Annotated in this window: 13 protein-coding genes; 11 read left to right on the forward strand and 2 right to left on the reverse strand. The window is 56.0% G+C overall.

Annotated elements, in window-relative coordinates:
• Positions 1-635: 635 nt before the first annotated feature.
• The 10 genes from LKE08_RS10645 to LKE08_RS10690 all read left to right on the forward strand — a co-directional run bounded on the left by LKE08_RS10645 (position 636) and on the right by LKE08_RS10690 (position 10,175).
• Positions 636-1,925 carry an HhoA/HhoB/HtrA family serine endopeptidase gene (locus LKE08_RS10645; RefSeq protein ID WP_324704200.1) on the forward strand — a complete coding sequence of 430 codons (1,290 nt, stop codon included), beginning with the start codon at positions 636-638 and terminating at the stop codon, positions 1,923-1,925.
• A gap of 80 nt (positions 1,926-2,005) precedes the next feature.
• Positions 2,006-2,539 (forward strand): peptide deformylase, encoded by a 534-nt coding sequence (def, locus tag LKE08_RS10650; protein WP_324704201.1) that lies wholly within the window; start codon positions 2,006-2,008, stop codon positions 2,537-2,539.
• 84 nt (positions 2,540-2,623) lie between these two features.
• Complete coding sequence (locus tag LKE08_RS10655; protein ID WP_324704202.1) at positions 2,624-3,193, forward strand: TerD family protein; 570 nt, start codon at positions 2,624-2,626, stop codon at positions 3,191-3,193.
• Positions 3,194-3,222: 29 nt separating this feature from the next.
• Complete coding sequence (locus LKE08_RS10660) at positions 3,223-3,792, forward strand: TerD family protein (protein WP_324704203.1); 570 nt, start codon at positions 3,223-3,225, stop codon at positions 3,790-3,792.
• 464 nt (positions 3,793-4,256) lie between these two features.
• Complete coding sequence (locus LKE08_RS10665; protein WP_324704204.1) at positions 4,257-4,856, forward strand: TerD family protein; 600 nt, start codon at positions 4,257-4,259, stop codon at positions 4,854-4,856.
• A gap of 274 nt (positions 4,857-5,130) precedes the next feature.
• A complete protein-coding gene (gene cynS, locus LKE08_RS10670) occupies positions 5,131-5,574 on the forward strand; it encodes a cyanase (protein ID WP_324704205.1) in 444 nt (147 codons plus the stop codon).
• Between the two features lie 221 nt (positions 5,575-5,795).
• Complete coding sequence (locus LKE08_RS10675; RefSeq protein WP_324704206.1) at positions 5,796-6,719, forward strand: hypothetical protein; 924 nt, start codon at positions 5,796-5,798, stop codon at positions 6,717-6,719.
• 275 nt (positions 6,720-6,994) lie between these two features.
• Positions 6,995-7,111, forward strand: a complete 117-nt coding sequence (locus LKE08_RS10680) for a photosystem II reaction center protein I (protein WP_324704207.1) — start codon at positions 6,995-6,997, stop codon at positions 7,109-7,111.
• A 194-nt stretch (positions 7,112-7,305) separates the two neighbouring features.
• On the forward strand, positions 7,306-9,576 hold the full coding sequence (locus LKE08_RS10685; protein ID WP_324704208.1) for a DUF3769 domain-containing protein: 2,271 nt from the start codon (positions 7,306-7,308) through the stop codon (positions 9,574-9,576).
• Positions 9,577-9,713: 137 nt separating this feature from the next.
• Positions 9,714-10,175, forward strand: coding sequence for a hypothetical protein (locus tag LKE08_RS10690; protein ID WP_324704209.1), 462 nt, complete (start codon positions 9,714-9,716; stop codon positions 10,173-10,175).
• A 116-nt stretch (positions 10,176-10,291) separates the two neighbouring features.
• Here the strand turns inward: LKE08_RS10690 and LKE08_RS10695 are convergent, their stop codons facing one another.
• The gene (locus LKE08_RS10695) at positions 10,292-11,311 is read right to left on the reverse strand and encodes a hypothetical protein (protein ID WP_324704210.1); all 1,020 of its coding nucleotides are present in this window, start codon (positions 11,309-11,311) and stop codon (positions 10,292-10,294) included.
• A gap of 149 nt (positions 11,312-11,460) precedes the next feature.
• Positions 11,461-12,444, reverse strand: coding sequence for a DNA polymerase III subunit delta (gene holA / locus LKE08_RS10700; protein ID WP_324704211.1), 984 nt, complete (start codon positions 12,442-12,444; stop codon positions 11,461-11,463).
• A gap of 32 nt (positions 12,445-12,476) precedes the next feature.
• Here holA and LKE08_RS10705 point away from each other — a divergent pair, with 32 nt between their 5' ends.
• Positions 12,477-13,259, forward strand: coding sequence for a DUF1868 domain-containing protein (locus tag LKE08_RS10705; RefSeq protein ID WP_324704212.1), 783 nt, complete (start codon positions 12,477-12,479; stop codon positions 13,257-13,259).
• Positions 13,260-13,552 lie beyond the last annotated feature (293 nt).

Consider the following 13,552-nt stretch of genomic DNA (forward strand, 5'->3'; position numbering starts at 1 on the left):
GTAGGGTGTAGGGAATAGAAACCGCATCCCCCCCAGCCCCCCTTTGTAAGGGGGGAGAATTGGGGGTTTCGGGTTCTATAACCGAACCGAACTGTAAACACTTGCCTCGCTCATTGCTATAAATTCTTCGCGTCGGCTTCAAGCATATCAGACAGGGTGGGGGGAATCGGGAGTCGGGAGTCGGGAGTCGGGAGTCGGGAGGCGGAGGAGAGATTACGGCAATTTTCCAGTCAATCAGGTACGCCGGTTGACTCGAAGTCCCCGGATTAATTAAAGCGAAGTTTCCTCTGGCTCCCCCCTGATCTCCCCCCTTACAAAGGGGGGGTAGGGGGGGATGGGGGCGGGGGGGGATAATGGGGGATCGAACCATATCGAACCATTTGGCAGCAGATCGACAACTGCTATATTTCTTTCTCCGCAGGACTCACGAAAAATCAAGGTTTCGCTCCAGTTTGACAGAAGTGGGTTATTTCTCCCCCCGCTCCCAAAGTCTTCCGGGAAACTGTACCAGGGCGGACGAAAATAGTGTTAAATTGGCACAAAGTTCTAACTGAAGTCCCCGCCCAGACCATTCAATTTCGGAACGCAATCGGACACAGTGCCCACTTCTTGTAGGTCAACCTGACACTTGAGCCATGACTGGTACCACTGAAAAAGCTTTTTGGAAGCAACCCATCGTCTATTTCCTGTTTCTGCTCGTCGGCGCGACCGGGGCATTGATGGGCGATCGCTGGCTGGAAGCGAAACTGGCCGCAGTTCCGGACTCGACGGAATCCCAAGTCACACCCCCCGCCCTCCCCGATGCCGGTTCCGGGTCCGACACCTCCGCCACTCCGAAATTGAATCCCCCGAGTTGGTTCCCGCAAAAAGCCGATCGCTTCCCCGGTGAGACATCCAACTTTATCGTCGAAGCTGCGGATCGGGTCGGTCCGGCGGTGGTCCGCATCAACGCTTCCCGGCGGGTGCGTCCGGACCGGTTCGATCGCTTCGAGGAACCCTTCCCCAACGAGTTCTTCGGCGACGGGTTCGGACCCCCCGGCGGTCGTCCCCCCGGCGATCGCCTGGAAGAGGGGACGGGATCGGGGTTCATCCTCTCCCCCGACGGGCACATCCTCACCAACAGCCACGTCGTCGAGGGCACCGATGAGGTGCAAGTGGTTCTCAAGGACGGACGTCGCTACGATGGCACCGTGTTGGGGACGGATGACGTGACGGACGTGGCCGTGATCAAAATTAACGCCACCGACCTGCCCACGGTCCCCCTGGGGGACTCTGACCTGCTTTCCCCGGGAGAGTGGGCGATCGCGATTGGCAATCCCCTCGGGCTGGATAATTCCGTGACGGTGGGCATCATCAGCGCCACCGGACGCAGCAGCAGCGACGTGGGCGTTCCCGACAAGCGCATCGGCTTCATCCAAACTGACGCGGCGATCAACCCCGGTAATTCCGGCGGACCCCTACTCAACGCCAAGGGGGAGGTGATCGGCATGAACACCGCCATCATCAACGGCGCCCAGGGCTTGGGATTTGCCATCCCCATCAACAACGCCCAGCAAATCGCCCAGCAGTTGATCGCCACGGGACGGGCCGAACACGCCTATCTGGGCATCGAAATGATTCTCCTCAATCCGGAATTGCGACGGGAACTGCAAAATTCCTCCGGGCTGGCGTTCCCCGTTCCGGATACAAACGGGGTGTTGATCGTGAACGTGATCGACGCTTCCCCGGCCGATCGCGGCGGGTTGCAGCCCGGGGACGTGATCCTCGCCATCGACGGGCAGACGATCGCTACTTCAGAAATGGTGCAACGGATCGTGCAGAATAAGACTGTGGGGAGTACCCTACAGATCGAGGTGAACCGCAACGGGCGATCGCAACTGTTGGAAGTGCAAACGGGAAATATGCCCCCCCAAATGAGCAGCTAGACGGTCTTTCTCTTCGAGGTTCCCCCCGTCGGTCGGACGCTCCACCCAGCTAAAATAGCAGAATAGTCGGAGGAATTCTAATGGCAGAAACGCTCCCCGTCTCCCAATTGGGCGATCCGGTACTCCGCGATCGCGCCCGTCCGGTTGCCAACATTTGGGAACAACGGATTCAGGATCTCATCGACAATCTGATCGCTACGGTGGTGGAAAATAACGGCGTGGGCATCGCTGCCCCCCAAGTCGGAGAGCGCGATCGCATTTTGGTCGTCGCCTCCCGCCCCAATCTCCGCTACCCCAACGCCCCGTCGATGGAACCCACGGCGATGATCGACCCGAAAATTATCGCCCGTTCCCCGGAAGTTGAAGAAGACTGGGAGGGCTGTCTGAGCGTCCCGGGCATCCGGGGACTCGTCGGGCGATCGCGCGCGATCGAAGTCGAATACACCAGCCGCGACGGCCACCTCCAGCGACGAGAGTTGACGGGATTCATCGCCCGCATTTTTCAGCACGAATACGACCACCTCGAAGGCATCGTCTTCTTAGATCGGGTGGAAGATACCCGCAACCTGATGACTGAAGACGAATATCAAAAACGCATCGTTTTCCAAAATTAAAATTTCCCCTCCTGCCGTTTCCGAAATTTAACCCCGGCGAACTGTAGGAGGAAAAAGCATCAATGATTATTGAGGGAATAACCCATGACCATAAATCTGAACAAAGGCGAACGGATCAGCCTGTCCAAAGAGGCGCCCGGCATGAAACAGGCGGCCGTCGGCCTGGGTTGGGACGTCAACCAAACCGATACCGGATCTCAGTTCGACCTGGATGTTTCCGTGTTCATGTTGGGCGCCGGGGGCAAAATTCCCAAAGATGAATATTTCGTCTTTTATAATAACCTCAAATCCCCCGACGGTTCCGTAGAGTCGATGGGCGACAGCCGCACGGGGGAAGGCAGCGGCGACGATGAAACCGTCCACGTCAACCTGACTTCGGTCGATAGCAGCATCGAAGAATTGGTGTTCGTCGTCACCATCTACGAAGCCGAGGCCCGCCGCCAGAATTTCGGACAAGTTCGCAACTCCTACATCCGCATTTACGACAAAGAAACCCAGGCGGAAATCGCCCGATACGACCTCGAAGAAGACTTTTCGCGGGAAACTTCCCTGGAAATGGGCCGCATTTACCGGAAAAATGGAGAATGGCGGTTCCAAGCCGTCGGCCAAGGATACAATGCCGGTTTGGAAAGTTTCGTCGCTCAGTACACCTGAGAATTGAACTCGCACGATTTACAGGAATTATGTCGATTAACATTGGCAAAGGGGAACGCATCAATCTCGCCAAAGAGGCGCCGGGATTGCAAAAAGCCGGAATCGGTCTGGGTTGGGATGTCAACTCCACCGATACGGGTGCCGCGTTCGATTTGGATGCGTCGGTTTTCATGTTGGGAAGTAACGGCAAAATTCCCCAGGACGAATATTTCGTATTTTACAACAATTTGGTGTCCCCAGATAGGGCGGTCAAACATTTGGGAGACAGCCGCACGGGGGCCGGCAGTGGGGATGACGAAACCATCGAAATCGACCTGAACGCGATCGATCCGGCGATCGCAGAATTGATTTTTGTCGTCACCATCCACGAAGCCGACGAACGACGCCAAAACTTCGGCCAGGTGCGAAATTCTTTCATCCGCATTTACGACCCCGAAACAAGCACCGAGGTGGCAAAATACGACCTCGAAGAAGACTTTTCGCGGGAGACGGCGGTGGAGTTCGGGCGCCTGTACAAAAAGAATGGCGAATGGCGATTCCACGCCGTCGGACAGGGGTACAACGCCGGATTGCAAAGTTTCGTCGATAAATACCTCTAACCCTCGCCCCCTAAATCCCCCGAGCCCCCTCCCGTCCCCCTTAACAAAGGAGAGGCTCAAGGAGGTTTCACTTTAATTAGTACGGGGGACTCGAGATTTAGATACCGACAGAATTGGGGGACTGAGGGGGGATCTTCCTCCCCCCTTCCAAAGGGGGGATTGAGGGGGGATCTTCCTCCCCCCTTCCAAAGGGGGGATTGAGGGGGGATCTTCCTCCCCCCTTCCAAAGGGGGGACTGAGGGGGGATCTTCCTCCCCCCTTCCAAAGGGGGGACTGAGGGGGGATCTTCCTCCCCCCTTACAAAGGGGGGATTGAGGGGGGATCTTCCTCCCCCCTTCCAAAGGGGGGATTGAGGGGGGATCTTCCTCCCCCCTTACAAAGGGGGGATTGAGGGGGGATCTTCCTCCCCCCTTACAAAGGGGGGATTGAGGGGGGATAAATTCAAAAATAATAGGATTTTAATCATGGCAATTAACCTGAAAAAAGGGCAGAGCATCGTCCTCGACAAAAGCGAATACGACCTTTCCAAATTGATGATGGGTTTGGGCTGGGATGTCGCCAAATCCAAAGGCGGACTGGGCGGACTGTTCGGCGGTGGCGCCGATTTCGATTTGGACGGCTACGCCATTTTACTCGGTCAAAACGGCAAAGTCGCCGACTACAAACACGAGGTTATCTATTACGGCAATTTATCCTCCTCAGATCGGACAGTTGCCCATTCCGGCGACAACTTAACCGGAGAGGGCAGCGGCGATGACGAGTGCATTTTTCTGAGTTTGAATGCCATCCCCGATCGCTACAGCCGCATCGTGTTGGCGGTGAGTATTTACGAGGCGAAAACCCGGCGGCAGCACTTCGGCATGGTAGACAACGCCTTCGTCCGGGCGGTGGATGCCACGGGAAAGGAAATCGCCCGGTACAGCCTCTCGGGGGATGCCTCCTACGATGGCAAAATTTCCATGTTGATGGGGGAGGTTTATCGCGAAGGCGGACAGTGGAAATTCAAAGCCTTGGGAACGCCCCTCGAAAAGAATTTGAATGGCGTGGTGGGTAGTTTCATGTAGGGTAAACTAAAGGGCGATCGCGGTCTGGTATTTTGGAAACAATAGCCGCGATCGTCTAGCTTTAAAGACAGTTATATGGCAGTATAAATTTAGGTTCGGACAAATTCTCCCTCTGTGTTCCTCTGTGCCTCTGTGGTAAAAATTTAAGACGGTTTTAATATATTCTCCTAGTGCTATAAAATCAATAACAGCGAAAAAAAACGAAGCGTGGATTGACTTAATAGCAGAGTAGCCGTACACTATCTGAAAAGATTGTATCTGAAAGGATTCGTTAATGGCGATACCGGAAATTACAGAAAAACTCCTGGAAGCGAAGAAAGCAAAGGGCATTACATTTTCCGATCTCGAACAAATTGTCGGCCGCGATGAAGTCTGGATTGCATCGGTGATTTACCGGCAGGCAAGTGCCGATCTCGAAGAAGCGAAAAAGATTGTCGAAGCGTTGGGATTGGGTTCGGAGGAGGCTGAAGCCTTGATGGAATGTCCCATGAAAGGCTCCTTAGACCCCGTAATTCCCACCGATCCGCTGATTTACCGCTTTTATGAGGTGATGCAAGTTTACGGGATGCCGATGAAGGCGGTGATTCACGAAAAATTCGGGGACGGGATCATGAGTGCGATCGATTTTACCCTGGATGTGGAGAAGGAAGAAGACCCCAAAGGCGATCGCGTCAAAGTGATCATGTGTGGCAAGTTCCTCCCCTATAAGAAGTGGTAGTACAATCGATTTTCTGACCCTTCATTTTGGATGAATCAGGTGGGGGAAGAAACCGGGTTTCTAGAAGGGTGTCCGTTGAGAACACAAGATCTTAATAGAAACCCGGTTTATAGGTGACAAGAGAAGAAAGCCGGTTTCCCGCATCCGCCGCGATCGCGCTTAGGCTACAATATCTCTAAATCCCGATCGCCTCCGTCAACTCTATATTAAATCGCCTTAAAATGTCCTCAGCCTACCCCGGCCCCTATAAAAGCCACGTCTTCAACTTCCTACTCCGCAACTATCGCCAGTTCGCCGATACCTGCGATCGCACCCTGCGGACGGTTCGCTTTGCCACCAACTCCACCCTGCAAATCCTACTCTATCCCTTCTACCTGCTCTGGCAACAGACCCCCCTCGCCGATCGCCAACTCCAACCCGGGAAACAAAAATCACTACCACAAAATAGCGAATCTGTCAAGTCAAGCCGGCCCAAAAATCCCCTCTCCCGCCTCTGGAACGCGATCGCCAACTTCCTCCCCTCTCCCCTCCTCCAATCCCTCGACGAAACCCTCGCCCAACTCGAACCCCAAATTCAACCCGCCACCCGGGCTACCCTGAACCGCCTCCACACCGCCGTCTGGGACGGGATGGATTACCTGTTCGGCGACAAACCCGCCGATCGCCAAGTGCCACAACCCTCGCCACTCCCCGATCCCTGGGCGATCGCAGACTCCCCCACCCGACAACTCGACTCCCCCAAACCCTCACAGACATCTAAAAAATGGCGGCAACTGCCCCAAGCCGAACCCCTGCCCACCATCCCTAAAACGCGATCGAAAATTATCGCCCAATTGAATACCCTCGATCACACCGAGATCCAAACCGTCCCCAAGTCCGTCAACTCCCTCGCCGCCAAAACCCCGGCTTCCCGCACGACGGCGATCGCATCTCCCCCCCCTTCCCACTCCCACCGCCAAGTTGAAGCCCAACCCGACTGGCTCGAAACCCCCGCCCGGGCGATCGGCTACGTCAAACACCCCCTGCAACACCTCCTCGAAGGGCTCGATCGCCTCATGGTCGCCGTCGAAACCGCCGCCCTCAAAATCTGGAGTTGGCTGCGAGAATCGGGCTATTTCGACCAATTTAATCCAAAAAAACGCTGAAAAAGTCAAAAAAAATCGCGCCGAAGTAGGGGGTAGGGGTTGACATCCACCCCGGCGATGGCGGATAATGGTTCGTAAGGGTAAACACGCCCATACGCTTGATTTTTTATTCAACACCCCGACATCCGAGGCGGAACGTAACGCGATCGCACCGGGAACCCATCAAAACCGCAAATCCCTTAACCGGTTTCAACTTTTGAGATATGATCAGAAAGCCGTGCATTTGGCACGACCCGATCGAAAACAGACCGTTTGTTGCCCTGGGAGCTTAAAAAATGGTAACTCTGAAAATCATCGTTAATATCGTCGTATTATTCTTCGTGGGATTGTTCGTGTTCGGATTTCTGTCCAACGACCCCTCCCGGAACCCCAAGCGCCGGGACTTGGAATAAACATCCGACATTTCAACTCAACCCAGCTTTGACGGGAAACCGAAGCGGAAAAACCGCCGGTGACGGTCAAACCTTGAAAAAGTCATTAGTTGTGAGTCGTGGGGCTGCATGACTAATGACTTTATCATCTGCCCAAGCCCAATCCCTTCAAACCGCGTGGGTTCGGGCGATCCATACGAACGCCGTTGTCAACTATGCCCTACCCGGTACCGCCACCCGAACCGCCCGCGATCGTCCAAACCCAACCGCCCACAGAACCCACCCGAGCCCCTTTCAGCCAAAGTTTGAACCGACCGGAACCCGCCTCGACCCGGGAAGTCCGACACGACACCACCATTTCTTACACCCTGCCCCACCCGAGAACCGCCGACGTCCCCAAGCAGTCTTCGGCGGCCGATCTCGGTGCTCCCATCGCCCGCAATTGGTCGGAAATAACAGCCGATCTGGAACTATCCGTCGTCCCCGCCAGCGGCCCCCAACCGGCGATCGCAACGGAAATCCCCGCCCCGCAACCCTTCCCCGCCCCCGACGCCGCCACCTATTCCATCGGTCCCGAGCGGAAATTTCAAGCCTTCGGGCCCGGCGAACCCGTCACCATCGCCCAAGAAGCCTCACCCGAAGCCACCCCGGAAGCACCCGCCATCCCCATCACCGTGCCCACGGATCTCGTCGAAGTCACCGCCGAACGGCAGGAATTCGACGGGCCCCGGCAGATCGTCACCGCCGAGGGAGATGTGCGAGTCCGATTTCGCCAGACCCTGATCGAGGCCGACAAAGCCCAAGTCAACCTGGACACCCGGCAAGTCGCCGCCACCGGAAACGTCGCCCTGCAGCGGGGGGAACAGCTCATCCGGGGCAACCGGATGGAATACAACTTCGTCCGCAACACCGGATCGATCTACGAAGCCAGCGGCGTGGTGCTCACCCAATCCGCCGGCGCCGATTTCGACGTCGATCGCCCCGCCGCCCTGGATCAATCCCCCGTCCCCCTCGCCGATCGCCTCACCGAAGCCCAACCCGTCGGCGATGTCACCGCCGCAGACGGCGCCCAGGTGGAAGTCAGCGGACTGTCGTTTCCCCAACTGCAGGGGGACGTCAACCGCCTCCGCTTTGAAGCCGAACGCATCGACATCCAACCCAACGGCGAGTGGGAAGCCACCAACATCCGCATCACCAACGACCCCTTTTCGCCCCCGGAATTGGAACTGCGGGCCGACAGTGCCCGACTGAACCGGATTTCCCCCCTCCAGGACGAACTCCTCACCTCCAGGTCCCGGCTTGTCTTCGACCAGAGCTTTTCCCTGCCCCTGTTCCGCGATCGCACCATCATCGACCGCCGCCAGCGGGAACCGAGCCCCCTGGAATTCGGCTACGACCTCGAAGATCTCGACGGCTACTTCGTGCAGTGGAACCTCGCCCCCATCAGCCTCGGACCGGTGGATGTCAAATTTGCCCCCCAAGCCTTGGTTCAGCGGGCGTTCTCCGAGCGCCTGACCCCCATCGACCCCCGATTCTACGGCCTCGAAGCCGGCTTCACCGGGCGCGTCACCCCCACCACCGGCGTCGAGGGGCAGATTGAGATCTACAACCTGGAAGACTTCCCCGAACTCGAAGAAGATGCCTACCGGGGAAGGTTGCGGGTGCAACAACTCTTTGAGGGCTACACCCTCACCGGCGAGTACAGCTACCGGGAGCGCATTTTTAACGGCACCCTCGGCTCGCAAACCGTCCACCGCAGCCTGGGAGCCGTTCTCACCTCCCCCGATATCGCCCTCGGTGACTCGGGCGCCATCTTCAGCTTCCAAACCGGCTTCCAAGATATCGAAGCCAAAACCGATCGCTTTGATCTGCTCGAAATCAACCGCGAAAATGACCGGATCGATCGCAGCCGCTTTCAAAGCGTCGCCACCCTCATCTATCCCGTCCCCCTGTGGAGGGGGGAAGAACTGCCCGCCACCGCCAGCGAAGGCTTGAGGTACACCCCCAGGCCCGTCATCCCCTTCGTCCGCTTTGTGGCGATCGTCCGGGGCGGCGCGAGCCTCTACTCCCAGGACGAATCCCAATTCTATCTCAGCGGTAGCGTCGGCTTTCAAGGGCAGCTCGGCCACTTTTCCCGGGACTATCTCGACTACACTGGTTTCAGCCTGTTTTATACCCAAGTCGCCCTCGACGGACAATCCCCCTTCCTGTTCGATCGCCTCGTCGATCAAAGAATTCTCACCGTGGGATTGGTTCAACAAATTTACGGCGGTTTGAGGGCCGGGGTCGAATCCTCCTTCAACTTGGATAACGGCCTCGCTTTGAACAATGAATTGACTCTCGAATACAGCCGCCGCACCTACGGTTTTATCCTCCGCATCAACCCGGTGCGGCGCCTCGGAAGTTTCGGCCTGCGAATCAGCGATTTTAACTGGACCGGCGACTCCGCACCCTTTTCCGGTTCCGATACGGAGGTGGAAGATTAACCCGTTTGACGATTGGCAAGAATTGACAATTCTGGCGCAGGAAGTTGAGAATTATCAATTGTCAATTGTCAATTGTCAATTGTCAATTGTCAATTCTAAATTATTAATGATTAATGATCGATGATTAATGGCAACCCATGAGCGTAACACCCGAAGAGCAGGCCGAACAAGCTGAAGCCTTATTGATTCATTACAGTTTCGACCTCGGGGGAAAACCCGCCTACCAAATTGTCGCCAATTGGACTCAAAACTACGAAGTCAGTTGGCTGCCCCTCGCCATCATCGAAGCCCTGTATTTGGGTCGCTACAAAGCTATTTCGGTCGGCCAAATTCTGGCTCATTGGAAACGGCGCGAAGAACCCGTTTATCATTTTAATTCCGAATTCGAGCGGCTGGTGTCCAATAATTTGCCGCCCCATTTGACGGGTAACTTTACTGAAAAAAAGGGGGATTCGACTGCGGTTGAGGGGAGTCAAAATGATGTGAAAATCCCCCCGAAAAAAAGCGATCGCACCCCCCCACCTCCGATTCACTATTCGGATTTTTATGAGAAATTAAAATCCCTCCTCAATGTCGATCTCGTCTCCGGGCAAGATTAAGCTTAGATATCGCAAGTCTCGCGATCGTCTGTTTGCAGTTTCTTTAACCTCCCCCTCGGACGAACGAATCGCACCGAAATCCTACACCCTACACCCGACAACACCGGGCGCCCTATCTAATTGGGGGCATCTGCGGCCCGCTGTTCGGCGATCTGTTGATTTTGGGCGTATGTCTGGACTCTTTCTTGGGCCGCCTGGTAGTTGGGACTCGACTCCGGAACCTGTCCCATCAACTCGCTGGCCCTTTGCCACTGACTCGCCACTGCGTTCCACTCCGCCTGAGTTTGGGCCGTCTGGGCTGACTCGGCCGCACTCATCGCCGCGTTGACTCCCTCCCGCCAGGGGTCCGCCGCTTCGGCGGGGGTTTCTTCGGCCGGCGCCGAAGCGGGGGCCTCCCCAGCCTCGGGAGACGTTTCCGTGGGGGCGGTTTCTTCGGGAGTCGGGGCCACCGGTTCGGACTCGGAGGTGCCGCCACCGGGCAGGAAGGGCAAGGTCAGGATACCGCCGAAGTGCAGTCCGACCAAAGCCGCGATCGCCAAAATCAGAAGCAGCGGAATCAGCCAGATGAGCTTGCTTTTCGGCTTCTCAGACTCGATCTGTTCCGTCTCGTCGTCATCCTCCGGATCATCATCCTCCTCGGGATTATAATAGTCATCCCCCTCTTCCTCCTCGTCTTCATCCTCATCGATGTGATCGTCGATCACTAGATCCTCGTCATCCGCATCGATCAGGTCGTCATCCTCGTCGTCCGCGATCGCATCTTCGATATCCAAATCCTCATCGTACTCGGAGGAGTCCGCTATCACCACCCCCTCGTCCGGTTCCACCTCGTCCGGGGGCGGCATCTTCAAAACGATTTCCTCCTCCCAAGCCGGGTCGTCCCCCAACTGCCGTCCGTAGACCTTGGCGGTATAAATCGAGGGAATCTGCAAGTTGGTCAAACCATTCCGCAGGTAATTCACCAATTGTCTTTGGTTGGCGGGGACGCTATCCCCTTCTAACATGATGTGAAGGCTGTTGTCTTCCCGAAACACATCCGCACTAATTGCCTTTGCCTTGAGGGAATGGTTGATCACAGCGGCAATCGCCTGGGGATCGCCCTGCTTTGCTAGTTCCAGTGGGCTTCGATCTGGCATGGCTAACCCTCGCGTGGGGTGACGAGCATATCAATCATACTATCTCAAGCGGGCAAAACAACTTTTAAATTGCCAGCCGGTCGGAGTCGGAGTTGTTGCCGGGAAACTCGAAAGCGCTCCTCCGGGAACCGTCCGGGCCTAATTATAAACTAACGGCGAAACAAATGGCAGAGTTGGACGACGTAAGTTTGCAAGGCCGAAAACTCGTCGGCCCCCCGTTTCAGGCCCGCTTCCAATTCCAGAAGCAGCGGCAGGGTTTGTTGGAGTTGCCCCAAGGAAAGGGGCTGAACTTCTTTTTTTAAAAAGTAAATCCGTTTCGGATTCCCCACCTCCGACAGTTTGGCGATTTCCCGGTCGTCCCCCGCCCCGGTTTCCACCATCAATTTGACCCACAGCCAAGTCCGAAACTGTCCCACCAAAGTGGCGAGGATTTTTAAGGCGGGTTCGTTGTGTTCGACCAAATCGGCGACCAGTCCCAGGGCCCGGCCGGTGTTTCCCTCCCGAATGGCGGCGGCAAGTTTGAGGCTATTTTGGGTGTTGGAATGGATGAGGGGGGCCACAGCCACCGCCGTCAGGGGACCGTCCCAGGTGTTCGCGTAGAGTTTCAGTTTTTCCAGTTCGCCGTAGAGTTGCCGGGTTTCGTTCCCCACCGCCTCCGCCAGGAAAGCCACCGCATCCGCTTCGAGCCTCACCCCCACCTCCCGGGCCACTTCCCTCACCCGCCCCTCCAACTGCTCGCTTTTCCAGGGGGGAATGGGAGAAAACTCCCGCACTTGGGCGTATTTTTGCAGGAGCTTGGTGGACTTGAGGCGTCCGTCGGGTTTCTTGGAACTGCTCAACAATAAGGTGGTGGTTTCGGGAATGGCTGGTAATGTCCGCTCCAATTCCTGTAGGATTTCTTGAGAACAGTTTTGAGTCAGGGGTGTATTAACCAACCACACGAAACGATGTCCCAGGCCGAACGGTGGGGTCATGGCCTGATTGAGTCCGGCGATGACGGCATCTGGTGTGTCGGGCAGAATTTTGTCAAAATTGAAACTAGACCAATTGGGATCGAGGACGGACTCTCGCAAAGTATCCACTGCTTTTGTGAGGGAGAAGTCGTCCTCTCCCCAATACAAATAAATTGGCATAACAAACGGTTTTTGAGAACGAGGAAAATAGATTGGACGACAACTATCAAACTTACGTCAATCGGGTGGCGCGGATGACGCTGCCCGACGCTTATCTCACGCAACTCGAACACATTCACGAGTCCCCCAAGTTTGCCCCCGATGCGATGGGCCGCAGGCGGGCCGTCCCCTTTCCGGGATACAGCATCGTCACCCCTCCGGGGGGGGAAGATGTTGACAATGCCGATTTTTATCAAAATTTGGCGGATTGTCAACAGAAATTGGGTCAAATATTGGGGCCGAAGTTTTGGGCGACCATTCCCCCGGACAGCTTTCATTTTACACTGGCCGATTTGATTTGGGACGGGGCCTACCTGGATGCGAGTCAGAAGATTCCGGAGTTCGATCGCAAACTTCAAGACGCGATCGCAGAATCTTTTACCACTTTTGAAGGAGAAAAAAACGATCAATCCATCCGCTGGCAGGTGCTGGGTTTGATGGTCATGCCCCGGGCGGTGGGAGTCTGTCTTGTTCCCCGCGATGAGGGGGCTTACGAGGCGATTTTGAAGTTCCGCAGAGCGATTTATCAAAACTCTAATTTGATCGCCCTTGGCATCGATCAGCAGTACCACCTGACAGCCCACATTACTCTGGGTTATTTCGCGGAAATTTCCCCCGATCTCGATCGCGATAAGTTGGCTCATCAATTCTCGGAATTCAACCACCGGTGGCTCGACAACCCCCAAGAAATTTGGGTGCGACGGGCCGAACTCCGCCAGTTCCAGGACATGACCGCCTACAAGCGGGAACCGAGCTGGCCCGCGATCGCTTTTTGAGGGGTTTTCCCTGTTTTAAATCCCCTGTGCGGGAAGCGGGGTTGCCAACTGTGTAACTACGCCAGCACGCAACGCTATAAGTCCCCCAAACTTGGGGGATTGAGGGGGCTTGACTCCCCCCAAACTTGGGGGATTGAGGGGGCTTGACTCCCCCAAACTTGGGGGATTGAGGGGGCTTGACTCCCCCAAACTTGGGGGATTGAGGGGGCTTGACTTCCCCCAAAGTTGGGGGATTGAGGGGGCTTGACTCCCCCCAAAGTTGGGGGATTGAGGGGGCTTGACTCCCCCCAAAG

It is taken from the genome of Lyngbya sp. CCY1209 (assembly GCF_035615495.1).
Taxonomy (GTDB): Bacteria; Cyanobacteriota; Cyanobacteriia; order Cyanobacteriales; family Microcoleaceae; genus Limnospira.